The sequence below is a fragment of the Aquimarina sp. KJ22-3 genome (assembly GCF_055808215.1).
Genome location: NZ_CM147859.1, coordinates 4,565,843 through 4,591,867, shown reverse-complemented (window position 1 = coordinate 4,591,867; position 26,025 = coordinate 4,565,843). Strand labels below are relative to the sequence as shown.

23 protein-coding genes and 1 pseudogene are annotated in these 26,025 nt (G+C 37.0%); 23 read left to right on the top strand and 1 reads right to left on the bottom strand.

The window, feature by feature from the left end; all coding sequences use genetic code 11:
* Position 1: 1 nt before the first annotated feature.
* Genes AC0L3Q_RS21060 through AC0L3Q_RS21040 form a run of 5 tightly spaced genes read left to right on the top strand, consistent with a single transcriptional unit; the run spans position 2 to position 6,024 of the window.
* Positions 2-1,342 carry a lysine N(6)-hydroxylase/L-ornithine N(5)-oxygenase family protein gene (locus AC0L3Q_RS21060; protein WP_473282645.1) on the top strand — a complete coding sequence of 447 codons (1,341 nt, stop codon included), beginning with the start codon at positions 2-4 and terminating at the stop codon, positions 1,340-1,342.
* Positions 1,339-2,091, top strand: coding sequence for an MFS transporter (locus tag AC0L3Q_RS21055; protein WP_473282643.1), 753 nt, complete (start codon positions 1,339-1,341; stop codon positions 2,089-2,091). The genes AC0L3Q_RS21060 and AC0L3Q_RS21055 overlap by 4 nt, the downstream gene beginning before the upstream one ends.
* A 19-nt stretch (positions 2,092-2,110) precedes the next feature.
* Positions 2,111-2,506: a hypothetical protein gene (locus AC0L3Q_RS21050; protein ID WP_473282641.1), complete on the top strand. Its 396-nt coding sequence runs from the start codon at positions 2,111-2,113 to the stop codon at positions 2,504-2,506.
* A gap of 1 nt (position 2,507) precedes the next feature.
* Positions 2,508-4,937, top strand: coding sequence for a GNAT family N-acetyltransferase (locus tag AC0L3Q_RS21045; RefSeq protein ID WP_473282639.1), 2,430 nt, complete (start codon positions 2,508-2,510; stop codon positions 4,935-4,937).
* Positions 4,930-6,024 (top strand): heparan-alpha-glucosaminide N-acetyltransferase domain-containing protein, encoded by a 1,095-nt coding sequence (locus AC0L3Q_RS21040; protein WP_473282637.1) that lies wholly within the window; start codon positions 4,930-4,932, stop codon positions 6,022-6,024. Before AC0L3Q_RS21045 ends, AC0L3Q_RS21040 begins: the two co-directional genes overlap by 8 nt.
* Positions 6,025-6,029: 5 nt before the next feature.
* Here the strand turns inward: AC0L3Q_RS21040 and AC0L3Q_RS21035 are convergent, their stop codons facing one another.
* Positions 6,030-7,043, bottom strand: a complete 1,014-nt coding sequence (locus AC0L3Q_RS21035; protein ID WP_473282635.1) for a helix-turn-helix transcriptional regulator — start codon at positions 7,041-7,043, stop codon at positions 6,030-6,032.
* A gap of 113 nt (positions 7,044-7,156) precedes the next feature.
* Here AC0L3Q_RS21035 and AC0L3Q_RS21030 point away from each other — a divergent pair, with 113 nt between their 5' ends.
* From AC0L3Q_RS21030 to AC0L3Q_RS20945, 18 genes and pseudogenes are all read left to right on the top strand, one after another.
* Positions 7,157-9,253, top strand: coding sequence for a TonB-dependent receptor (locus AC0L3Q_RS21030; RefSeq protein ID WP_473282633.1), 2,097 nt, complete (start codon positions 7,157-7,159; stop codon positions 9,251-9,253).
* Positions 9,250-9,528: a hypothetical protein gene (locus AC0L3Q_RS21025; RefSeq protein WP_473282631.1), complete on the top strand. Its 279-nt coding sequence runs from the start codon at positions 9,250-9,252 to the stop codon at positions 9,526-9,528. Before AC0L3Q_RS21030 ends, AC0L3Q_RS21025 begins: the two co-directional genes overlap by 4 nt.
* Before the next feature lie 32 nt (positions 9,529-9,560).
* The gene (locus AC0L3Q_RS21020; protein ID WP_473282629.1) at positions 9,561-10,835 is read left to right on the top strand and encodes a DUF4374 domain-containing protein; all 1,275 of its coding nucleotides are present in this window, start codon (positions 9,561-9,563) and stop codon (positions 10,833-10,835) included.
* Between the two features lie 70 nt (positions 10,836-10,905).
* Complete coding sequence (locus AC0L3Q_RS21015; protein WP_473282627.1) at positions 10,906-12,069, top strand: PepSY-associated TM helix domain-containing protein; 1,164 nt, start codon at positions 10,906-10,908, stop codon at positions 12,067-12,069.
* 326 nt (positions 12,070-12,395) lie between these two features.
* Positions 12,396-12,818, top strand: coding sequence for a response regulator (locus AC0L3Q_RS21010; protein ID WP_073319154.1), 423 nt, complete (start codon positions 12,396-12,398; stop codon positions 12,816-12,818).
* Between the two features lie 29 nt (positions 12,819-12,847).
* Positions 12,848-13,288, top strand: coding sequence for a response regulator (locus AC0L3Q_RS21005; protein ID WP_473282625.1), 441 nt, complete (start codon positions 12,848-12,850; stop codon positions 13,286-13,288).
* 279 nt (positions 13,289-13,567) lie between these two features.
* Entirely contained in the window at positions 13,568-14,266 is a 699-nt protein-coding gene (gene folE / locus AC0L3Q_RS21000) for a GTP cyclohydrolase I FolE (protein ID WP_473282623.1), read from the top strand.
* 28 nt (positions 14,267-14,294) lie between these two features.
* A complete protein-coding gene (locus AC0L3Q_RS20995) occupies positions 14,295-14,474 on the top strand; it encodes a Lacal_2735 family protein (RefSeq protein WP_473282621.1) in 180 nt (59 codons plus the stop codon).
* A gap of 13 nt (positions 14,475-14,487) precedes the next feature.
* Positions 14,488-15,285, top strand: coding sequence for an SGNH/GDSL hydrolase family protein (locus tag AC0L3Q_RS20990; protein ID WP_473282619.1), 798 nt, complete (start codon positions 14,488-14,490; stop codon positions 15,283-15,285).
* 1 nt (position 15,286) lies between these two features.
* Entirely contained in the window at positions 15,287-15,700 is a 414-nt protein-coding gene (locus AC0L3Q_RS20985) for a hypothetical protein (RefSeq protein ID WP_473282617.1), read from the top strand.
* A gap of 39 nt (positions 15,701-15,739) precedes the next feature.
* A complete protein-coding gene (locus AC0L3Q_RS20980; RefSeq protein ID WP_473282615.1) occupies positions 15,740-16,765 on the top strand; it encodes a ligase-associated DNA damage response exonuclease in 1,026 nt (341 codons plus the stop codon).
* The gene (locus AC0L3Q_RS20975; protein WP_473282613.1) at positions 16,762-18,378 is read left to right on the top strand and encodes an ATP-dependent DNA ligase; all 1,617 of its coding nucleotides are present in this window, start codon (positions 16,762-16,764) and stop codon (positions 18,376-18,378) included. Before AC0L3Q_RS20980 ends, AC0L3Q_RS20975 begins: the two co-directional genes overlap by 4 nt.
* Before the next feature lie 3 nt (positions 18,379-18,381).
* Positions 18,382-20,841, top strand: coding sequence for a ligase-associated DNA damage response DEXH box helicase (locus AC0L3Q_RS20970; protein ID WP_473282611.1), 2,460 nt, complete (start codon positions 18,382-18,384; stop codon positions 20,839-20,841).
* A 16-nt stretch (positions 20,842-20,857) separates the two neighbouring features.
* Positions 20,858-21,496 (top strand): ligase-associated DNA damage response endonuclease PdeM, encoded by a 639-nt coding sequence (gene pdeM, locus AC0L3Q_RS20965; protein ID WP_473282609.1) that lies wholly within the window; start codon positions 20,858-20,860, stop codon positions 21,494-21,496.
* Positions 21,497-21,576: 80 nt separating this feature from the next.
* Positions 21,577-21,717 (top strand): DUF2256 domain-containing protein, encoded by a 141-nt coding sequence (locus AC0L3Q_RS20960; protein WP_473282607.1) that lies wholly within the window; start codon positions 21,577-21,579, stop codon positions 21,715-21,717.
* Positions 21,714-23,015 (top strand): DASH family cryptochrome, encoded by a 1,302-nt coding sequence (locus tag AC0L3Q_RS20955; protein ID WP_473282605.1) that lies wholly within the window; start codon positions 21,714-21,716, stop codon positions 23,013-23,015. The genes AC0L3Q_RS20960 and AC0L3Q_RS20955 overlap by 4 nt, the downstream gene beginning before the upstream one ends.
* Position 23,016: 1 nt before the next feature.
* A pseudogene (locus AC0L3Q_RS20950) lies at positions 23,017-24,548 on the top strand (cryptochrome/photolyase family protein).
* A complete protein-coding gene (locus AC0L3Q_RS20945) occupies positions 24,538-26,022 on the top strand; it encodes a cryptochrome/deoxyribodipyrimidine photo-lyase family protein (protein WP_473282603.1) in 1,485 nt (494 codons plus the stop codon). Before AC0L3Q_RS20950 ends, AC0L3Q_RS20945 begins: the two are co-directional and overlap by 11 nt.
* Positions 26,023-26,025: the final 3 nt, after the last annotated feature.

Genomic DNA, 26,025 nt, shown 5'->3' with positions numbered 1-26,025 from the left:
AATGGATACCACAATACAGCAAGAAAATATATATGACTTTGTAGCCGTAGGTGTAGGTCCTATGAATTTGGGACTAGCCTGTTTAACCGCACCTATAGCAGAGCTAGAAGGCGTCTTTTTGGATAAAAGAGCATCTTTTGATTGGCATCGTGGAATGATGCTGGAGGGAACTACCCTTCAGATTCCTTTTATGGCAGATTTGGTCACTCTTGCAGATCCAACAAGTCCTTTTAGTTTTCTAAACTATTTAAAGGAAAAAGGACGTATTTACTCCTTTTACATTAGGGAAAACTTTTTGGTATTACGAGAAGAGTATAACAGATATTGCCAATGGGTAATACAACAATTATCCAATATTCATTTTCAAACTGAAGTCACTAACGTTAGCTACGATCCGGAAAAAGAATATTATACCGTTTTTACCTATTGTGGCAAAACTGCAGAACATAAGGTTTATAAAACCAAAAAACTGGTTTTAGGAACAGGAACTAGCCCTTATATTCCGGATACTTGTAAAGGATTACAGGACCATGCAGCTCATTCTTCGACTTATCTTTCAGTAAAAGAAGAATTACAATCCAAAAAATCAATCACCGTTGTTGGAAGCGGACAGAGTGCTGCAGAGATTTTTTATGATTTGTTACAAGAAGTAGATAACAAAGGTTATGCATTGAATTGGATAACACGATCCAACCGATTTTTTCCATTAGAGTATTCCAAACTAACTTTAGAAATGACCTCTCCCGAGTATGTAGATTATTTTTACAACCTTCCTTCGGCAAAGCGAGATCACTTGATTAAAAATCAAAAACACTTATACAAAGGGATTAATCAAGATCTGATTGGAGATATTTTTGATCTTATTTATACCAAACAACTGTCTAATGCCGTAAAGATTAACCTCCGAACAAATTCTGAGCTTAAACAAGCCACCTACGATGATGCTTTAGATAGATTTTACATAGAATTTCATCAAATGGAAGAGGGCAAGCACTATCAGCATCAAACCGATGGATTGATATTGGCTACGGGTTACGGTTATAGAAAACCAGAATTTGTAGAAGGGATCAAAGATCGAATTCGATGGGATGAAAAAGGGAGATATCAAGTACATCGTAATTATGCTATAGATCATCTGGGCAAGGATATTTTTGTACAAAATGCAGAACTACATACCCATGGATTTGTGACTCCGGATCTGGGGATGGCGTGCTATCGTAATTCATATATCATCAAGGAACTTACAGGAACAGATTATTACCCTATCGAAAAACGAATTGCTTTTCAGCAGTTTGGGGTGAGTGCAGAAGAAGAGGTCCAGAACAAAGAATGGGTAGAATGAAGAGATTCCTAATCGTAATGACTTTGGTAGCCGTGGTAAGCGATTATCTATTGCATCCTTTTTATCCTCAGTTTTTTGAAGCTCGCTTCGGAATTACGGATCCCGATAAAGTAGGATATTATTTTGCAGCCATTTGTTTTATGGTGATGTTGTCTTTTCCTTTTTGGGCATACATCGCTAAAAAAGTCGCAGAGCTTCATATTTTGGTATATACGCAATGCATTGCTGGAATATTAGCTCTATGCTGCTATAGTACAACTTCGTATATCAATTTTTGGATCATCTCATTAATCATGATCTTGTTTAAAGGGAGTTATTTGTTGGTATATCCGTATATCCTAAAAATTAGCACCAAAAAAGAACACCCCAAAACCATAGCGCTACTTTCTGTAGTGGTGCATTTGGGAGGTGTTTTAGGCGCAGTAATCGGTGGAGTAACCGTAGATTTTATTGATGCTAGTTATATTTTTATCATTATGGCTCTTGGTGATTTTGTACAAATGGTGATGAGTGCTTATTTGTTGAAAACTAAGAAGTATGTGACTTCCAGGAATATTGAGGAACCAAAGGAAAACAACATCCCTGATAAACTCTTTCCAAAAGGATTTGTGCTTAAAATAGGCGTTACCACATTAGTACTCTATGCCAGTGGATTTATTACAAGACCTTTTTTTCGTCGTATTGGGAGTATGTATCCATTTATGACAGTAAGCTTATATCGGGTAGTATCTATGCCATACCTGCCATAGTAGCGCTTCTAGTGCTTTGGTGGGATGCAACCAAAAAGAAAAAGCCAATAGCGGAATCATAATCCCTTTATGCATCGGGATTGTTGGTTTATGGATACAAGGAGTTCCTGTGTCTGGAATCATAATACTAGGAAGGATACTATATGGGTGGGCAGTCTTTCGGGCTATTGTACGATTTGATGTATTACTTTTTGAATACAGTACCCCAGAAAGTTATGCTCTGGATTATAGTAAAGTCCATTTTTTTCAAAATCTGGGTGTCTTGATGGCTTCTTTTTTTGTAGGGATTTTGGTAGATCATTATGGATTGCAAATACCCTTTACCATTGCCTGGATTGGTTTTGCAGTCACCTTAGGCTTGTTCCTAATCTTTTTCAAAACAACAATCAAAAAATTAATTCTGAAAACTACCTGATATGGATATGATAAAGAAACAAGAGGAGGTGTTATTCACCAAAAATGTAGAAGGTTTAGGTGAAATTCAACTCCGATCTTTTGATCTCAAGAAAGATACAAAAACGATTTACGATTGGGTGACTCGCCCATATTCCAAATACTGGGGTATGCAGGAGTACAGTATCGATCAGGTAGCAAAGGAATACGAAGAAATAGTAGGGCATACGTCTCATCATGCTTGTATGGGAATGCTAAATGACACTCCTATTTTTTTGATGGAATATTATGATCCAAGCAATGATGTAGTTGGAGCGTATTATCCGGTACTAGATGGAGATGTAGGGATGCACATTTTGGTAGCACCAGTAGAGCAAAAAATCTCAAATTTTACCTGGAATGTATTTACCACCGTTATGGATTTTTTGTTTTCCAAATCAGATACCAAGAGAATCGTAGTAGAACCAGATATCGAAAATAATAAGATTCATGTTTTGAATACCAAAGCAGGATTTCAATACCTCAAGACTATTCAGTTACCTCATAAAAAAGCGGGATTGGCAGTATGTACACGACAGGATTACAAAAATGCCATCACAAAAAATAAAACAATGAACACAACACCAAATACTTCAGTATTAACAGAGCAAATCGACCATCTCGATCCAGAAATTTGGGCTATCGTAAACCGAAATTTAATTCGGAAAGCGATAAGCGAGTTTGCGCATGAACTAATTTTAGATCTTGAAATTATAGGACAGGAAGAGCCTTGGACTATCTATAAATTAACCACGGATTTTCCTGAAACAGCATATTTTTTTAAAGCCCAAAAGCAGGTTTTAGATCACTTACATATAGATCTCTTATCCATTACCAAAACAAGAGAAGGGAAAGAAGTAGAATTAGATGCATTGGATTTTATTTTGGAACTAAAAGACACCTTACAGATACCGGATGCGATGTTGCCTACTTATATGGAAGAGATTACCAGTACTCTTTTTGGAGCTGCTTATAAGTATGCCGATCAAAAATTTGATTCGGTAGCTTTAATCGAAGCCGATTTTCAGCAGGTAGAAAAAGCGATGACCGAGGGGCACCCGTGTTTTGTAGCCAATAATGGTCGCATAGGTTTTAATAATTCACAGTATCATCATTTCGCCCCAGAAGTATCGACCACATTTTCGTTAGTTTGGATCGCAGCCCACAAAACCAAAGCAGATTTTCATAGCATAGCATTATATCCATATGGGACTTTAATAGAAAAAGAATTAGGCCCTGATCTATTACAGACTTTTAATCAAAAGTTAAGTAAAAAAGGACTAGACACCCAGGATTACATTTTTATGCCTGTGCACCCATGGCAATGGGAAAATAAGATCAGTACCATTTTTGCCCAGGACATAGCCCAACGGTTCATTGTTTTGCTTGGTGAAGGCACAGACCAATATGCAGCACAACAATCCATTCGAACTTTGTTTAATACTACCAATCCCGAAAAACTGTATACCAAAACAGCATTGTCTATTCTCAATATGGGCTTTATGAGAGGATTATCTCCTTATTATATGGGAAGTACTCCGGTAATTACCGAATGGATTTCGGATCTATTGGAAAATGATGATTTTTTGCGCGAAACAGGTTTTACTATGTTAGGAGAAATAGCTACCGTAGGGTACAGAAATCGCTACTATGAGACCTTGGGAAAAACCAAACCCCATAACAAAATGTTGTCAGCTTTATGGAGGGAAAGTCCATATCTAAAGATTAACAAGAAACAAAGATTGATCACCATGGCTGCTCTATTGCATCTGGACAATAATGGACAATCTTTGGTTGTAGAAACCATTAAGAAATCAGGGGTGTCTGTAGCGATTTGGTTAGAACGCTACCTTAACGCCTACCTTACCCCACTTTTACATTGTTTATATCAATATGAATTGGTGTTTATGCCTCATGGGGAGAATCTAATTTTGGTTTTAGAAGATGATATTCCCGTAAAGGCAATTATGAAAGATATTACCGAAGAGATTGCCATTTTTGATCATACGATTGATTTGCCTGAAAAAGCAAAACGCTTATATGTAGAAGCTGATGATGAAATAAAAGCACTTGCCATTTTTACGGATGTCTTTGATTGTTTCTTCAGGTTCTTATCAAACATTTTAGTACAGGAAGGAGGGTATGACGAGGCTATTTTTTGGAAAAAGGTCGCTGAGTGTGTTTTGAAATATCAGGCGGCAAACCCCCAACTTTTAGAAAAATTCAAGCAAATAGATCTATTCGCTCCTGAGTTTAAAAGATGTTGCCTTAACCGATTACAGCTAAAAAACACCAAACACATGTTGGATTTGGCAGATCCAGTCGAGAGTCTACAGTTTAAGGGTACACTCACTAATCCCATAGCCATATACAAAGTAACTAATGAATTAAAAATTGAAAGCAATCATGAGTAGTCAAAATAGAATTTTAGCAATAGACCTTGCCCGAGGATTGGCGGTGATCATGGTTGTGTTGGTACATACTTTATGGATTTATGGCAACTCCATTACCCAATCCGAAACTTGGTTAGGGACAGTAATTCATTTTGTTGGTAAAGGAACACCAATCTTTTTGATTGCGATGGGAGTATCATTTACCTTATCACGTAATCAAAGTATTATGTTGTCTATCAAAAGAGCTTTATACATTTTAGCTGTAGGTTATTTGATGAACTTTTTGAAGTTTATCTTTCCCATTTGGTTAGGTTTTATGCCGGATAATTTTATCGAAGCCTATGGATGGACCGCTCCGGCAACGGTAGATAATATGATTTATATGTTTGGAACCGGAGATATTTTACAATTGGCAGGAGTTTCATTGTTATTTATGGGGGTGATTAATCATTTTTCAAAAAGTAAATATGTGCCTTTGTTGATTGCCGGATGTATTGTTGTGTTGACCAGGGAGGTACATGGTTTTCAGATCGAGGTTCCAGGTGTGAGTTATCTGTTGGATCTTCTCTGGGGAGCTGGATGGAACGTTTATTTTGCTGTATTTCCTTGGTCTTCTTTTATCCTGATTGGGATGTTTTTTGGGATGTGGTACAAGGAAGAGAATAGAAGTGAGAATCATCTTTTTTCTAGAATGGGGATCTCAGGGGTTCTTTTGATGCTCTTAGGTGGAGGATTATGTTTTTATAATTTTGAGTATCACTTTGGAGACTATTTTCATTTGGGTCCGGGAGGAGTCTGTTATCTTGCAGGGTTTAATTTGGTAGGATTATGGATAATGCATCAGATCGTTACTAGAGTCAAAGAAAACGGAGTGATTCGGTTTTTATATTATTGTAGCAAACGAGTTACTACCATATACGTCATTCAATGGGTTCTGATTTGCTGGGGTATGGGCATTTTGGGATATCAACAATTAGGTGTAATAGGTGTGCTTTGTTTGATTCCTATCTACCTATTATTGACTTTAGGATTCCAAAAATTCATTTTAGATAAATTATCTCAACAAAAGACGGAAAAAAATAAACTAAAACAGGTTCCGATAAGATAATATGGTTATACATTTTTTTTGGTATTGTTTCGATACACCTTAGGTGTTATACTCTCTATTTTCTTAAAAGCTGCGGTAAAATGGGTAGAATTCTTGTAGCCTACTAATTCTGAGATTTCGTAGATAGGTTTTGTGCTATGTTGAAGCAATTGCTTTGCTTTTTTCATCCTAAGTTCTGTGGCATACTCAAAAATAGTTTTGCCAAACAACTGTTTAAATTCTTTTTTAAGAACAAAATCGTTTAACCCTACCTTTTTAGATAATTGCTGTATAGAATATTGAATCGAAAGGTCAGAAGAGATGATGTGTTGAGTTTGGTATAGCTTTTTTATCAGATGATCCGATTGGGTTGCTGTTTTGGTTTTTGATGTGTTAGGGGTTTCCAGCTTCAAAGCGATTAATTCTAGGGTTTTAGATTCTAGAAATAGTCGTTTTAGTAATCCTTTTCGTTGATCGGTTAGAATTTCTGAAAGGATATCCTGAGTTTTAGGGCATAAGGGTCTCAAAAAGTCATCTTTCACTTTTAACAATGAATAGTTTTCAAGGATATTGTAGGCGGCATCGAGTCGATGTCTTTTGATGAAATCCATGGTCATTCTAATTTTCACCTCTTTAAAAGACTTTCGTTTACGATAAGATATTGTCCCTTTGATAGCAGATAGATATAGGAAATAGCATTCTTGCCCTTCATAAATCAAATCTTGTGGCAACCCTTCTATTTTGATGATTTGTTCTCCTTCGATCAAAAAAGAAAGTTCTAGAAATTGATCGGGAATATATCCTTCAATTACTATATCTCTTTTAAAAACTGCATCAAACATCATAATAGATAACCCGTCAAATTGATGAATTTCAAAAGTACCAGAACCGTAGGTTTCCAAAAAAGTATGTTTTTTGGAGGTAATTCCACACTGCTCTGATACTTGGTTTAAGGTAGTAATAGAATAGAGACTGTTAATCGGTTTCTCAAGTATTTTGTTGGTTGTAGGCGACGTCTTTTTACGTCTTTTTTTATCCATAATGCGTCATTTTTCTTCTTAGAGAGCTATTAATTTTGCAACTAAGTTTATTTAGACCAATTATAAATAGTTTTTCTCAGGTCGCTAAAGTAAACAAAAATTAGTTATCGTCAGTGAAGATTTTAAAAAGAAAAAACAGCATTTTTTTCCTGCTTTTCGCTACGCTTTTGTGTAGCGGTCAAGAAGTCGTACAAGGAGTCGTTTTGGATCAAAGTTCAAAACCGATACCCGGAGCATCTATACGTATAGATGAACTACAAAATACAGGAGCCAGTAGTGATTTTGATGGGCAATTTAGCTTTTCGGTCCCAGAGGGAAATTATACGTTGATCGTAAGCTATATAGGTTTTAAGACCGAATATCTTACTATTACTGTACCCTTGACCCAAGAACGGCTACAAGTAGTTCTAAAGGAAGATATAGAAGAGCTAAATGACGTACTCGTAAAAGGTAAAAACCAAGCGCAAAAGACTCGAGAAGAAGCTTTCGAAGTTGAAGTAGTACAAACCAAAGGATTAAAAAATGTGAGTGTTGATATCAATTCGGTATTGGCAACCATTCCAGGGGTTAATGTACGACAACGCGGTGGACTGGGATCTTCTTTTGATTTTTCACTTAATGGATTATCAGGTAAGCAAGTAAAGTTTTTTATCGATGGGATTCCCTTAGAGAATTTCGGAAGTTCACTATCCCTAAATAACTTTCCGGCGACCTTGGTAGAAAGAGCAGAGGTGTATAAAGGAGTAGTACCCATAAACCTGGGTGCCGATGCATTAGGAGGAGCGGTAAATATCATCACCAATAGAAGTAAAAATGATTTTTTGGATGTGTCTTATGATGTGGGCTCTTTTAATACCCATCGTGCCACAGTAAATGGGCAGTATTATGGCAAGAAAGGATGGATGATTCAACTCTCATCCTTCTATAACTACTCAGATAACAACTATACCATAGATGGGATTGAAGTGCGAGATGCGCTGGGTAATGATACAGGTATTCGTAGAGATGATGTAGAACGATTTCATGATGCGTATAACTCGCAGATGATTACCATAAAAACAGGCTTGGTCGAGCAAACATTTGCAGATCAATTATTGATAGGGTTCACAGTTTCTGCCAACGAAAATGAAATACAACATCCCATAGATCCACAAAACCCTTTTGGAGAAGTGTTTACCGAAAATGACGTGATTTCGGGATCCATTTCTTATGAAAAGAATGACTTGCTGAAGGAGAAATTAAAACTGAAAATTTATGGATCGATTACTCAGAATAATGAGAAAGTAGTGGATACTTCTTCTCGTAAATACGACTGGTTTGGTAATTTTATAGAACGAGGGGATCAAACATTGGGAGAGTTTGAGGCTAGTAAAACATTATTCGAATTTAAGGACAATCTGCACTTGATTAATGCACTGGCAAGCTATACCTTCAATGAGTCCAATGCACTACATGTCAACTATACCAAAAATTACATCCGTAGAAAAGGAGAAGATCCGGCGAGGACAGGAAGAATCGCATTTGAAGACCCTCATATTGTCAATAAAGACATATTTGGATTGTCTTATGATATTAAAGCATTTGATGCCCGATGGAACACCTCTTTATTTACCAAAGGATATCTGCTCAATTCTGAAGGGATTCTAGAAGATTTGTTTACTGGTGTTGAAGAAGATCGTTTTACTCGATTCGAAAATACCTTTGAAGAATTGGGCTATGGGTTTGCTACTACTTATAAGATTTTAGAAAATCTGCAGATCAAAGGATCTTTTGAGAGAACATTCAGAATTCCTGAAGGATATGAAGTTTTTGGAGATGGATTCCTTCTAAAATCAAACCCAGAGCTGTTACCCGAAATGAGCTACAATGCCAATCTGGGAGCACTGTTTAATAAAGATTTTTCTAATGTTAAACTTCAGGTAGATACCAATGTCTTTTTACGAGAATCCGAGAATTTTATTGCCATTCGATCCGAAGGTATTTTTTCTCGATACTACAACACAGCAGATGCCAGAAGTACAGGTGTAGAAGGTGAGATTAGAACGTTGTTCCACGACCGATACTTTTTGGATATCAATGCTACTTATCAGAATATCATCGATCAAAACGCAGGAGAAAATGCTGGGGTAGACTTCTTAAAGAACCAGCGTATTGCCAATATCCCTTATCTGTTTGGAAATGCAAGAATAGGGGGAGATTTAATAGTGTGATCGCACCAGACGATCAATTTACAATTTCCTGGGGTAGCTATTATGTACATGAATACCCGCTTACCTCTTTTGTAGAAGGGAATCCCGAAGATAGAGATATCATCCCAGAGCAGTTTTCTCATAATCTACAACTGGGATATTCTTTTGATAAAGGAAAATACAACCTATCTCTTTTGGCAAGAAATATTACAGATGCCAGGATCTACGACAATTTTGAGATACAGCAACCTGGTAGAGCTTTTTATATCAAACTGAGATACTTTATATCAAATTAACATAAACACTAATATTTAAAATCATATCAAGAATGAAAACAATACAATGGATAAAAAATGTAATGGTACTCCTTGCAACAGCACTGTTTGCTATTTCATGTGGAAGCGACGATGATGGAAGTCCGGTAGAACCCGAACCAACTGCTGTTGCTAAATACGTAGTAGGATTTGAGGCCTTTCCTGTAGGAGACGCAAGTCCTGTAGACTATATTTTAGAGTTGCCATCATTAGAATCATTAACCACTGGAGAAATCTCTGTAGAAGGTCAGGGAACACCACTTCGAGGATGGCGCTTTTTTCACGGAGCAGGAAACACGGTGTTTACTGCGGGTTATGCCGATGATGATAAATGTATCGCCTACCAATTGGATGAAAATGGAGCGCTAAATGAAATAGCCAACTTCGCCTTTCAATCCACATTAGATAACTATGCGGCAGTAGATGATCAAACCTTAATTGCGGTAGAGTTAACCTACGGAGGGCTTTCTGATAAACGTTTCCACTTTATCAATGCCGAAACCGGATTGTTAGAAAGAATTGTAGAGCATCCTATTGATATCGATATGGGTAATGGTACTGCCGAAAATCCGGGATCTATTCCTTGGGTAACCGGGATGGTGCTTAGAGATGGTAAATTGTTTGTGTCTTATCACAAATGGTTGGCCGATGGATCTTTTGTAACTCCAGATGTGGATCGTGCTTATTTGGCAGTTTTCAATTATCCAGGGATGGAGCTAGAAAAAATTATTGAAGATACTCGAACTAGTCCAATTGGAGTAAACGGACATAGCACAGGTATAGAAAAGACAGAGAATGGTGATATTTATTCATTCTCTACTTCGGCACTAAGTGCTGGATTTACAGCAGCAACCAAACCTTCAGGAATTTTAAGAATTAGAAATGGAGCCACAGAATTTGATACCGATTATTTCTTTAATATCGAAGAAGCAACCAATGGCGGTAAGTTGTTCTGGATGGATTATGTGGGTAATGGTAAAGCGATTGGAAGAATCATTGTAGATGATACTAATGGTGCCTTAGAGTGGGGAGCTTTCTTCAAAAAAGATGTATTCAAATTAGTGGTAATTGATCTTGAGGCAAAAACAGTGACAGATGTAACCGGAATCCCAGTGCACGGGCATCGATACACCTCGCCTATGTTTGTAGAGGATGGTAAAGCATATATCAGTAGTTCAACAGATACAGAAACCCATGTATATATTGTAGATCCCGAAACAGCTACAGCTACACAAGGAGCAAAAGTTTTAGGATTAGGACTTAAAGGAATTTTCAAAGTAACTAACTAACTCAATTATATCCCCAACACTCTCTGAAGCCGTTGCGCAGAGGAGAGTGTCTTTTTTATATCTGCTTATCATGCCAAAGAAGAAAAATACACGTAAAACCATTCTTAAAATCCATAGAATATTGGGTTTGGTAACAGGTTTGGTAGTGTTCGTAGTATCTATAACAGGTTGTTTATGGGTTTTTAAGGAAGAAATTGAAAGTTTCTATGATGATTATAAGTACGTAACTCCTCAAGAACAGGCATTTCTTCCCGCTTCAACAATCAAAAATTTGGCAGAGCAGGTTATTCCCAATAGAACTATTCATGGAGTGATCTATGGTAAGTCTAACGAAGCTATAGAAGTAGTTTTTTACGAAGCTGAACCCGAAGTTTTTTACCACAGCGTATATTTAAATCCATATAATGGAGCATTCATAAAGCAGATCGATAATGATGCTGGTTTTTTTGGCTTTGTGCTGAAAGGACACTTACGTATATGGCTACCTGATGCTATAGGATCCAGAATTGTCTCTTATTCAGTCCTATTATTTTTATTCATTTTGATAAGCGGGTTATTTCTATGGTGGCCCAGAAATAATAAAAACTGGAAACAACGCCTGAAGTTAGATTGGAATGCAAAAACCCGTTGGAAACGTAAGAATTTTGACTTGCACACCGTAGTAGGTTTTTATGTTTCGACTTTTGGTTTGATTTTCGCTTTTACCGGATGTGTGATGGCCTTTAATTGGTTTTACTTTATTGCTTACAAGGCAACTGGAGGTAGTAATGATCCGAGATTTGTAATTCCAGAAAGCGAAACAAGACTTGTTGTGGAAAAGGATGCAGCTCCAAAATACGACCAGTTAATCCCAATGTTGTACGATGTTTATAAAGAAGCAAAGAGTTTTGAATTACACTATCCAGAAAATGATTCTACTTCGGTTCTGGTAGAAGTAAGTAACTCCAAAGGGCTGTATTACAATATGGATTACCTCTTTTTTGATCAAAATACGCTTGCCGAAATTGAAACCCCAAGTATTTATGGGAAGTATAAAAATGCCAGCTTTGCAGATAAAGTAATACGAATGAATTATGATATTCATATAGGAGCTATTGGTGGTATTGTCGGAAAAATCATTGCTTTTTTAGCCAGTTTGATTTGTGCTTCGCTTCCAGTAAGTGGGATTTTACTCTGGTACGGTAGAAAATATAAAAAAGCAAAGGTCAAAAACTATAACCTCGAAATGGTATAAAATGGAATAGTCTCATTTTACAACTATATTTTATGGTAAAAATACTGTTGGATTATGGCATTTATGTAAGATTGAAAATACTAATTAACTTGTTGGGAATAAAAACATTACAAAAAATGCTTTTCGTCGATTTTTATTGAATTTCATCGATAAAAACACTCTAATTTCTTTTTGATAACATCAGCTTGTTCGCACAGTGTTCTAATTTCGTGCTCGAATTGATAAGGCAAATGATTAAAACATCATTTTCTCAAATTCAATGTAATGCCACCCCCATTACATCACATACCCAGAACATTTATTTTTTATTAAAACCTGTTACACTAATGAACAATATTATTAATGCATCTTTATTAATTGATGACGATAGGGCGACCACTTTTTTTAATAGATATTTACTGTTAAAACACGGGGCTTTTAAAAATGTGAAAACCTTACAAGGTGGGATGGAAGCTTTGGATTACTTAAAAAATCTGGACCAAAAACTAAATATAAAGCCAGACCTTATTTTTTTGGATATCAATATGCCGTTTATGAGTGGTTGGGATTTTTTAAGAGAATTCGCAAGATTAGGAAATGAAATAAAAGAAAATATAAAAATCATAATGCTGTCTACTTCTAGTGATCCTCGAGATTTAGAGAGAGCAGGAGAAAACAAGTATGTAAATGATTTCATTAATAAGCCATTAACACAATTTGATATTAATAGAATGTTACAAAAACATTTTTCGTATCGAATAGCAACATGAGTATGAGTACTATTTAAATTCTGTAACATATGGCGCCACAACTTAGAAACAATCTAAAATTCTTACTTATTGATGATAGTAAGGCAACGAACTTTTTCAATAAAGTAATGATAGAAAAAGTGGCGACACCCAAAGATTTAAAAATAGCAGTAAATGGTTTAGATGCATTGAATATCTTGAATCTACCTTATATTCCAGATTTGATTTTTTTGGATATTAATATGCCAGTTATGGATGGATGGGAGTTTTTGAAAGAATTTCAAAAGCTAGATACCAGATTCAAAAATGTTTCTATAATGATCATGCTAGGGGTAGAACTACCGTTAGAAAAGAAAGCGCTAATTCATACAATTCCCAATGTAAAAGGCTGTACAGGTAAAATGTTAACTAGGGATATTATCCAAAATGTGATTGCCCGTTTAAACGATAGTACTTTGACAGGACTAGATAATGCAACATCAGGTTGTTGAAATATAGTTCAATAGACCGTTTTCCTTCTTATAAGAGTATTAATCTCTTCTACAAATCACTTTTCTCAATCCACAAAGATGTAAGGCATCATCAATAAATCTTATAGTACTATGTTAATTATTGTTTAATGTTTTAGATTAGTAGTTAAACAATTTTGTAATTTTGAGTAGTACACAAATCGACGATTTGTTGATTAATGACTTAACTTAGAGAATGGCTACAAAAAAATGTAAGTATTTCTTGTAGCTCCCCTCTAACCATAAACATTAAAAATTGCTATGAAATTTGAAGATACCACGCTAGATCCCACCAATGGTTATGTGTTAAATGGCTTTACTCATGAAGAGATAGGAGACGACCATTTATATACAGGTATTAAAACTCCAATGAAACCAGATGCTTTTGAGATTTCGGATGAAGAAAAGAAAGAACGCATTGCATCCTTATTTGGAGAAATTATGGATGTTATGGGGTTAGATCTTACCGATGATTCACTCAAAGGAACTCCAAAACGAGTTGCCAAAATGTATATTGATGAGATCTTTTCTGGTTTAGATCCCAAAAATAAACCCAAGATTGCACTTTTTGATAATAAGTATCGATATAACCAGATGCTAGTAGAAAAGAATATTTCTTTTTATTCCAACTGTGAGCATCATTTTGTTCCTATTATAGGGAAAGCGCATGTGGCTTATATTTCTTCGGGAAAGGTGATCGGTCTGTCCAAACTAAACCGGATTGTACAATATTATGCCAAACGTCCACAAGTGCAAGAAAGGTTAACCAATCAGATCGCTTTGGATTTGAAAGAAATTTTAAATACCGAGGATATAGCTGTCATTATAGATGCCAAGCACTTATGTGTGTCTTCCAGAGGTATTAAAGATGATACGTCTGCTACAGTTACTTCGTATTATGGAGGGGTATTCAACACACCCGCTAAAATTGCGGAATTGCAAAATTATTTGAAGGATTAATCACGCTGTAACATCTAAAATAAGAGACATGTTTGGATTATTTAAGAAGAAGTCAGAAATAGATGTGCTTCAGAAGAAGTATGAGAAATTGATGAGTCAATGGCATGAGTTATCTAGCATTAATAGAGCAGAAAGCGATAAAAAATATGCAGAGGCAGAAGAAATTCTGAAAAAAATAGATGTACTCAAAAACAGTCAATCGGCATAAGAAAATTGAGTAGATGAATTTTAAATACCTATTAGGAGTCATCTTATCAATCCCCCTTTTACCGATCATGTATTTTCAAGGGAAACGTATAAGAAGAGAAGTTCCTTCATTACCTGAAGCAAAAGGAAATCACGGTAAAGTTACCTTACCTACAAGTAAACATCTAGATATTCTTATTATCGGAGAAAGTACAATGGCCGGAGTTGGAGTCGCAACCCATGAGGAAGGTTTTTCTGGAGCCTTGGCAAGTGAATTAGCCTCCCATTTGAACGCAAATATCACCTGGAAAGTATATGCCAAAAGCGGATACACAGCCAAAATGGTTTCCCAAAGACTTATCCGTAAAATCAAAGAGCAGCATGCAGACGTAATCATTATAGGATTAGGAGGAAATGATGCATTTACCCTTAACCGTCCGAATAAATGGAAACGTCACATTCAGGAATTAATTCATATCTTACAAACTAGATATAAAGATAGTATCATTGTCTTTACTAATATGCCTCCTATCAAAGAGTTTCCAGCGTTTACCCCTGCAATAAAATTTACGATAGGAAATCTTGTAGAAATATTAGGAAAAGAATTGGCAGTATTAGTATCAAAGTTCGATAATGTGTATTATCAGGAACAGATCGTCACTATTGATAGCTGGAAGCAAAAAATGAATATTAATGAGGACGCTAAAGATTTTTTTAGCGATGGAGTTCATCCTTCAAAGTTAACCTATCAAACATGGGCTAAAGATTTTTCGAACTTCATAGTAAGTCATGAACCGATAAGAGCACGACTTGATTCCTTAATGCAAGAATAATATGAATACAGAAATTGCAGGATTAGTTTTTGATTTCGGGATGCTAGTCTTAATCTGGATTGTTCAGCTGGTAATTTACCCCGGTCTTACATTTTATCAAAGGCCTGATTTAATGCGATGGCATAAACAATATGTAAATAGAATTGCATATATCGTAATGCCGCTTATGATTGGCCAGTTAAGTTTGGCAATTGTAAAAGTAATTACTCATTTTGATATCATACACCTATTTCTCTTAATACTCATTATTGTGGTCTGGATGCAGACGTTCTTTCAATTTGTTCCGATGCATAACAGGATTTCTTTTGATGAAGTAGATGAGTATTCGGTGGCAAGAATAATACAGAAAAACTGGTGGCGCACTATACTTTTAACTGTAGTGTTTTTTGTGCATTTATCAAAAATCGTATTTTGAAATGAAACCACCGTATCAAAGTAATCTTTGCTAAAACAAATGAAAACACCGCTGCTTATATTTAATGAAAATGGTATTTATTGCGAAGCAGCAGACGTGTATATTGATCCTTGGCGAAAAGTAGATAAAGCGATTATTACTCATGGCCATGCGGATCATAGCCGTTGGGGACATAAACAGTACATTACGCATCATGATAATGTTCCTATTATCAAACATCGGTTAGGAAATATTTCGGTTACCGGGATCGGATATGAAGAGTCTTTTATGATCAACAATGTGAAATTCTCTCTCCACCCAGCGGGCCATATTATTGGGAGTTCGCAGGTACGAGTAGAACACCAAGGAGAAGTATGGGTGTTTACCGGGGATTATAAAATTGAAGACGATGGTATTTCCACTCCTTTTGAGCCTGTACAATGTCATACCTTCATTACAGAATGTACCTTTGGATTACCTGCATTTCGATGGGTCCCGCAAAAGGAAGTTTTCTCAGATATCAATAGTTGGTGGGCATCCAATCAATCTGAAGGGAAAACCTCAGTATTGTTTGGGTACACTTTGGGTAAGGCACAACGACTACTCAAACATCTCGATACTTCGATTGGTAAAATATATACTCATGGAGCAGTCGAAAATATGACTAAGGTAATACGACCTATGGCCAAATTATCGGAAACCACATTAATTACAGCAGCAGTTTCCAAAGAAGAATTGAAAGGCAATATTGTAGTTGCTCCGCCAAGTGCCCATGGGAGCACCTGGATCCGAAAAATGGTGCCTTATGAAACCGCTTCGGCAAGTGGCTGGATGACCTTTAGGGGAGCACGTCGCAGAAGAGCTATTGATAAAGGCTTTGTACTTTCTGATCATTGCGATTGGCAGGGATTGTTAGATGCTGTAAAGGCCACAGGTGCACAAAAAATAATAAGCACCCATGGGTATACCGATATTTTTTCAAGGTATTTGAGAGAGCTGGGATACGATGCCAGAACCGAAAGAACGCAATATGAAGGAGAACTCAATGAACTGGAAACAAAAAAAGAAAGTGAGGTGGACGGATGAAACGTTTTGCCGAATTGATCAAAAAACTGGATAGTACCAATAAAACTAACGTAAAAGTGGATGCGCTAGCTTCTTATTTCAAAGAAGCAGAAGGTCCAGATAAGGTGTGGACGATTGCTATCCTCTCTCATAGGCGCCCGCCGAGACCTGTAAACACTACTTTACTACGTTCCTGGGCTTCAGAATTATCAAGTATTCCACTTTGGTTGTTTGAAGAATCTTATCATATCGTGGGAGATTTGGCAGAAACCATAGCACTGGTCGTTCCTTCTTCAGAACAACATACAGAGAAAAGCCTGACCCAGTTTTTACAAGAAATTTTAGCGCTTAAAAAGAAAGAGGAACCTGAGAAAAAAGAGTATTTACAAGATAACCTTAGAGAACTCAATTATTACGAACGTTTCGTGTTCACCAAATTGATCACTGGTGGTTTTAGGATAGGAGTTAGTCAAAAGTTGATGACCAGAGCATTATCCAAAGCTACTCAGATCGACGAAGATATTTTGGCGTATAAATTAATGGGGAATTGGGATCCTAATACCATTTCTTTCCATGATTTGGTGGTAGCAGAACGGGCTCAGGACTATTTGTCAAAACCCTATCCATTTTACCTAGCTTATGCAGTAGAAAATGAAGTTTCAGAATTGGGCGATGTACAAGATTGGAGTGCAGAGCACAAATGGGATGGGATTAGAGCACAGCTTATCATTCGAGATGGGCACCTATTTGTATGGAGTCGAGGAGAAGAACTCGTTACCGACAAATATCCCGAGTTTCATCAATTTATAGATCAGATTCCTGATGGAACGGTAATAGATGGAGAAATTTTGCCATTCCCAAATGGTCAGATAGGAAGTTTTAATGACCTACAAACCCGAATTGGGAGAAAAACAGTATCCAAAGCACTGTTGACCAAAACTCCGGTGGTCTTGAGAGCATATGATCTATTAGAATGGGATGGAAAGGATATCCGACAACAACCTTATGATCAACGTAGAGAGATATTAGAAACGCTGCACAAGGAGTATACCTCCAATTACAGTAATGCCGACAATCTTACCTTTCAACTTTCAGAAAAAATGTATTTCGATTCCTGGTCAGCAGTAGAAAAGGAAAGAGCCAAATCCAGAGAGAAACATAGTGAAGGGCTGATGTTAAAACGAAAAGATTCTCCCTATCAAGTAGGTCGTAAAAAAGGAGATTGGTGGAAATGGAAAGTAGATCCTTTAACCATAGATGCAGTGCTTACTTACGCCATGAGAGGTCATGGACGAAGATCTAATCTATTTACCGATTACACCTTTGCCCTTTGGGATCAGGAACAGAAAGAGTTGGTCACTTTTGCAAAGGCCTATTCTGGATTGACCGATGCAGAATTCAGGCAAGTAGATGCATGGATCAAAAAAAATACAGTAGAGCGTTTTGGCCCAGTACGTAGTGTTACTCCAGAATTGGTTTTTGAAATTGCTTTTGAAGGCATTGCACTATCCAAAAGACATAAAAGCGGTATTGCAACTCGGTTTCCACGTATTCTACGATGGAGGCAAGACAAAAAGATAGAAGAAGCCAATAGCCTAGAGGACTTAAAAGCAATGATCCCATCCAGGGAGTAGACCATGAATAGAAAAGAATTACAACACATAGCAGTAGATTGGTTTGAGACGCAAGGTTGGACTCCTTTTGCGTTTCAAAAACAAACATGGACTGCTTTTCTGCAAGGAAAACATGGATTACTCAATGCGCCTACGGGTAGTGGTAAAACCTATGCACTTTGGGTAGGTATTGTATTGGATTATATAAAGAGAAATCCAAATTACGCTTCCAAACATAAAAAAGGCCTGAAAGCGATCTGGATTACCCCATTAAAAGCATTGTCTATAGAAATCAAACAGGCTGCAGAACGTTTTGTAGAAGGGATTGATGTCCCATTAACTGTAGGAATCCGCACAGGGGATACTGAACAAAAAGTGAGAGCCGCCCAGAAAAGGTCCATGCCGGATTTATTGATTACTACTCCAGAAAGTTTACATCTTTTGCTAGCCTCGAAAGACTATGATAAAATGTTTAAAGAGGTAACCGCCATTGTGGTGGATGAGTGGCATGAGTTATTGGGCAGCAAACGAGGAGTACAAATGGAATTGGGGATTTCTCGCTTAAAGACTGTTGCACCAAAACTTCGTATCTGGGGAATTTCGGCAACCATTGGTAATTTGGATCAGGCCAAAGAAGTGCTCTTGGGGCCTCAATCTGAAGCGTTTAAGAATTCGGTGTTGATCAAGGCAAATATTGCCAAAAAAATCAAGGTAAAATCCATCATTCCCAAAGAGATGGAAACTTTTCCGTGGCGAGGGCATTTGGGGTTACATCTTCTGGATGAGGTGGTTCCGATTATTAAGAATAGCAGAACGACCTTGCTTTTTACCAACACCAGAGCCCAGTGTGAGATTTGGTTTCAAAAAATCCTAGAACGGTATCCCGAATTTGCAGGCGAGATCGCGATGCACCATGGGAGTATCAACAAAGAAACTCGAATTTGGGTAGAGCATGCGATTCGAGATGAAGTATTGAAGGCAGTGGTATGCACTTCAAGTCTGGATTTGGGAGTAGATTTTGCTCCGGTAGAAACCATTATCCAGATCGGAGGACCGAAAGGAGTAGCAAGATTTATGCAAAGAGCTGGGCGTAGTGGACATCAACCAGGTAAAGAAAGTGTGATTTATTTTTTGCCTACTCATGCGATCGAACTTATTGAAGCCTCTGCCTTACAAAAAGCAGTGGTGAAAAAAGAGATTGAAGATCGTATTCCATATCTCAATTGTTTTGATGTTTTAGTACAGTATCTTACGACCTTGGCCGTATCCAACGGCTTTTACCCAAAAGATATATTTCCAGAAATAAAGAGTACTTTTTGTTTCCAAACCTTAACCGAAGAAGAATATCAATGGGTGCTCAATTTTATTACAATAGGTGCTCAGAGCCTACAGGCCTATGACGAATACAAGAAAGTAGAGATCGAAGCTGATGGGAAATTTAAGGTAAATAGCAGAGGAGTTGCGATGAGACATCGTCTGCAGATAGGCACCATTGTAAGCGATACGATTATGACAGTAAAATATTTAAAAGGAGGCTATCTGGGATCCATCGAGGAATGGTTTATCTCAAAACTAAAACCGGGAGATGTATTTACTTTTGCAGGTCGTAATTTGGAACTCTTTAAGGTGAAAAACATGCAGGTTTTAGTAAAAAAATCTACCCAAAAGACCGCCAAAGTGCCTAGTTGGATGGGGGGACGAATGAGTTTTTCTTCAGAGATGAGTGAATTGTTGAGAGAAGAGCTGTACCTGGCCAACGCAAGTTCAGGGAAATCAAAAGAGCTAAGAGCCTTATCCCATATTTTTGAAAGGCAACAAAGAGAAAGTATTATTCCTGGCCCTGATCAGTTTTTGATCGAAACCTTTAAAACCAGAGAAGGTTACCATGCGATTTTCTATCCTTTTGAGGGGCGTTTTGTACATGAAGCGCTGGGGAGTTTGTTGGCCTATCGTATCAGTTTATTATCCCCAATTAGTTTTTCTATTGCATTTAATGATTATGGCTTCGAGTTATTATCTGATCAGCAAATAGACATGCAACAAGTGTTGGATAATGATCTTTTTACTACCCGTTTTTTGCATAGCGATTTGCGAAAGAGTTTGAATTCGACAGAGATGGCTAGAAGAAAATTCAGAGATATAGCGGTGATTTCGGGATTGGTATTTACAGGTTATCCTGATAAAATGCTGAAAAGCAAGCACCTTCAGTCCAGTTCACAGTTGTTTTTTAATGTATTTAGAGATTATGAGTCGGATAATTTGTTGTTTCAACAGGCTTTTACAGAAACTTTTGCCCATCAATTAGAAGAAGGACGATTACAGCAAGCCATGGAACGGATTGCAACTCAAAATATCATTTGGAAAGATTGTAAGAAGCCAACTCCCTTTTCGTTTCCGATTATTACTGATCGTCTGCGTGAGAAATTGTCTTCAGAGAAGTTAGCGGATCGTATCAAAAAAATGCGAGTACAACTCGAAAAATAGTAGTTTTGGATGTGTAATGGAAACCGCAAACCTACATATTGATACCCAGAATTTTGAACTTCACCCCAGTGGTGCTATGTATTGGCGTGAGCAAAACTTGCTTTTAATTGCTGACGTGCATTTAGGAAAGGTCACTCATTTCAGAAAACATGGTAGTGCAGTACCTCAATCTGTGATTGCCGAGAATTTTGACCAATTAAATGAGGTCAACGCCTATTTTCAACCCAAAACAATCTGCTTTTTAGGGGATTTGTTTCATAGTTATTTGAATAATGAATGGGTATTGTTTTCAGAATGGGTAAAGTCCATGTCGGCAAAAATCATACTGATTGAAGGGAATCACGATGTAATATCGCCTTTGAAATATGAAGAATTACAGATCGAGGTCGTCGATGAATTAATGGTAAATACCCTATTTCTTACACATCATCCCGAAACTCGTGATGGGTTATTTAATATCGCAGGGCATATCCATCCTGGAATTCGTTTAAGAGGTGTTGCAAAACAATCCCTTACCGTATCCTGTTTTGTAAAAAAGTCCAACCAATTGATCTTGCCTTCTTTTGGGAGTTTTACGGGTAAACATATCATGGATGTCGAAGAAGGAGATCAGATTTTTGCAGTTACCGATGATGAGGTAATACGTATACAATAGTTATTTATTCTGTTAAAGGTGAATCAATCACTTCTTTTTTGTTTAACTATTTATTAAATTTGTTAAACAATGTTTTGCTGATGAAAAAAAGTAACCTTCCCCAAAAAACCTGCATTGCTTGTAAAAGACCTTTTACCTGGAGGAAAAAATGGGAAAAAGTATGGGATGAGGTAAAATATTGTAGTGAAAGGTGTAGAAGAAACAAAAAAATGGCAGTATGAGTAAGACGGGACTGGTTTGGTTTAGAAATGATCTACGCACAAAAGATAATACTTCATTACAAAAAGCGGTATCGGAGAACACGAATGTGATCGGGATGTATTTTTTTGATCCTAGACTTTTTGAAACTGATAGATTTGGGTTTAGGAAAACTGGAAAGTTTAGGGCCAAATTTCTACTAGAATCTGTTTCGGAGTTAAAGGAGAACTTAGCACAACTCAATATACCATTGTTTGTTTATCGACAATTCCCCGAGGATGTATTACCACAGTTTTTTGAAGATAGAGACATAGCTGCAGTATACCTGCAAAGAGAATGGGCTCAAGAAGAGAACGACGTCCTGGCTGCAGTCAAAAGCTCATTGAAACATTATACTGTTGATTGGTTTGAACACTACGATCAGTTTTTGTTTCATCCAGAAGATATTCCTTTTGAGATAACAGATATCCCAAAGGTGTTTACCAATTTCAGAAAGAAGTGTGAGAAATATAGTAAGGTGAGACCCGAAGTGGATATCGAAAGACTTCCGGAGTCTAATATGATTACAAATGATACAACATTTCCCTCCTTAGTTGATCTGGGTTTTGAAGCATTTCAGCCAGATCATAGATCAGCATTTCCTTTTAAAGGAGGCGAGAATGAAGGATTGCAACGAATCACCTCTTATTTCTGGGACACAAAAAAATTGTCATATTACAAAAAAACCAGAAACGGATTAATTGGTACTAACTATAGTTCAAAATTATCTGCATGGCTGGCAAATGGGTGTATTTCGCCACGAACTATTTACCACGAGGTAAAAAAGTATGAGCAACAAATCGCAAAAAATGATTCTACCTACTGGTTAATTTTTGAACTAATATGGAGAGATTTCTTTAAATACATCTCTCTGCAATATGGAAATGCAATTTTCTGGCAAAAAGGAATATTAGAACGTTCGTATGATTGGAGTGATAATAAGGAAGCTATACAAAAATGGATAGATGGAGAGACGTTTGAACCTTTTGTAAATGCCAATATGCTGGAGTTGAAATATACAGGATGGATGAGTAATCGAGGTCGTCAGAATGTAGCCTCATTCTTTGCCAAAGAATTGGAGTTGGATTGGAGAATTGGAGCGGCATATTTCGAGTCACTTTTGATCGATTATGATGTACATAGTAATTACGGCAACTGGATGTATGTGGCTGGAGTAGGTAACGACCCCAGAGATCGAAAATTTAATATAAAACTACAGGCAGAGCGCTACGACCCCCAACAAAAATATCAAAGCATTTGGCTTCAACCTACATTATTTTAATATGGTATTACGATTAATTCTTGGTGATCAACTCAATCAGCAGCATTCCTGGTTTCAGGATATTGATGAAGAAGTATGTTATTTCATGGCCGAGATGCGTCAGGAAACAGATTACGTAAAGCATCATATCCAGAAAGTAACCGCATTCTTTTTGTCGATGCGTAATTTTTCTGAAGGGTTAAAAAATCAAGGATTCAATGTCATTTATTATACACTTGATGATCCCAGAAATCAACAAGATTTGGTAAAGAACCTTTCGCAAATTATCACAGAAAAAAGTATTACCAGATTCGAGTATCAATTACCAGACGAATACCGTTTGGATCAACAATTGAAAGGTTTTTGTGATACTATTGATATAGATACCAATGCCTTTGATACCGAACATTTTTTGACCTCTCGTACTGATTTTAAAAACTTTTTTGATGGGAAGAAGCAGTACGTGATGGAATACTTTTATCGCTATATGCGCAAAAGGTACGATATTATGATGTTGGACTCCAAAAACCCGGAAGGAGGAAAATGGAACTTTGATCAAAGCAATCGAAAGAAATGGACAGGGTCTCCTGAAATTCCAAATGAGAAAACCTATAATCACGATGTTGCATCTATTGTCAGTTTGATTAGAGATCAAGATGTACAGACGATAGGAAATATTGACTCCAAACGGTTTAATTGGCCAATAAGTAGAGAAGAATCATTGGATTTATTGAACTACTTCTGTAAACACTTATTACAGTTTTTTGGGGACTATCAAGATACCATGCATGAAGAGCAAAGATTTCTTTTTCATAGTCGACTTTCCTTTGCTATGAATAGCAAGATGTTGAGCCCAAAAGAAGTCATTGGTACGGTGGTAACCTATTGGAGAGAACATCAGGATGATATTAGCATTTCTCAGGTTGAAGGTTTTGTGCGTCAAATTTTGGGATGGAGAGAATACATGCGCGGGATGTATTGGGCGAAAATGCCGGATTACAAAGGTTTAAATGCTTTAGATAATCACAATACGCTCCCAGATTTTTCTGGACCGCCGATACAAAGATGAATTGCATGCACCATGCAATCAAACAAAGTTTGGACGAAGCGTATGCCCATCACATCCAAAGACTTATGATTACGGGTAATTACGCATTGCTTACACAAATTCATCCCGATGCGGTAGACGAATGGTATTTGGGGATTTATATCGACGCTATAGAGTGGGTAGAAATCACGAATACGAGAGGTATGAGTCAATTTGCAGATGGGGGATTGGTCGCCACAAAGCCCTATGTATCTAGCGGTAGTTACATTAATAAAATGAGTAATTATTGTAAAAATTGCCATTACAAAGTGTCTAAAAAAGTAGAAGATGATGCATGTCCTTTTAATTCCTTGTATTGGAATTTTTTGGATGAAAAAAGAACTTACTTTTCATCCAATCAGCGAATGCGAATGATGTTGAATCTATTGGACAAAATGGACACGGATCAACTGATGAGTTTAAAGAAAAGAGCAAACGATATAATACAGAATGCGGATGAGTACTAATGTAAAAGAGCAGGTGAATGTAGTTTGGTTTAAAAGAGATTTGCGCTTAGAGGATAACGAAGCGATCCATAACGCAATATCTTCGGGTAAACCTACTTTACTATTGTATGTTTTTGAAAAATCGTTAAAAGAGGATCACCATTACAGTGAGCGGCACTGGAACTTCATTAGACAATCACTTATTGATTTGAATCATGAGTTAACGGCTTATAATACCAAAGTACTGGCGGTTTCTTCTGAGGTGATTCAGGTTTTTAGTACACTCCAGCAATTTTGGAAAATAGATACTGTGTTTTCTCATCAGGAAACAGGAATACGTAAAACCTATGATCGAGATAAAGTGTTCAGGATATTCTGTAAAAACAATTTGATTACCTGGATCGAAAATGGTAATAATGGAATCATCAGAGGATTAAAAAACAGAAGCACGTGGAAGGAAGATTTTGAAAAATACCTAACGGAACCCCAATTTGAATGTAAGGCTACCAAGGATAATTTTATCCCATTGGAGAAAATAAAAGGCCTGGAAAAAGTATTTAATATTGAATCTTTGGAAGTAGATGAGGCCTCCAAATTTCAACGGGGAGGTACCGAAACCGCTATGAGATATTTGAAATCTTTCTTCTATAAAGGAAGGTATAAAAATTATAGTTTTCACATTTCAAAGCCTGAACTATCCCGGAAAGGATGTAGCCGTCTATCTCCATATCTGGCATGGGGAAATCTATCGATACGTCAAGTATTTCAATATGCGATAGAATTTCGAAAGGTATCCGAAAACAAAAAACAAATTGATGCTTTTACCTCTAGGTTGCATTGGCAGGTCCATTTCATACAAAAATTCGAGATGGAAGATGTTATGGAATTCGAAAGTATAAACAAGGGATATCACAGACTTAAAAAGAAAGTGTCTGCGGAGTATCAAAATGCCTGGCGCGAAGGAAAAACAGGCTATCCTTTGATCGATGCTTGTATGCGCTGTCTGAAGGAAACAGGATATCTCAATTTTAGGATGCGGGCGATGGTGGTATCTTTTTTTACACATAACTTATGGCAACCCTGGCAAGAAGCGAGTGCCTATTTATCTAGTTTATTTCTGGACTTCGAACCGGGAATTCATTTTCCACAACTACAGATGCAAGCAGGAGAAACTGGAATCAATATGCTACGGGTATACAATCCGGTAAAGAATAGTATTACGCATGATCCAGAAGGCGAATTCATCAAAAAATGGGTGCCAGAACTGCGCAATGTTCCAGCAGAATTTATCCATGAGCCTTATAAGATGACCACCTTGGATCAAAAGTTTAACAACTTTGTGTTAGGAGAAGACTATCCATTTCCAATAGTAGATATTCATTCCACTCGGAAAACGGCAAGTAAAGCTTTATGGGATATGAAAGATGATCCCTTGGTACAGCGTGAAGCAGTACGAATTTTGAAAAAACATACCCTTCCTGGAAGAAAAAAATAGAAT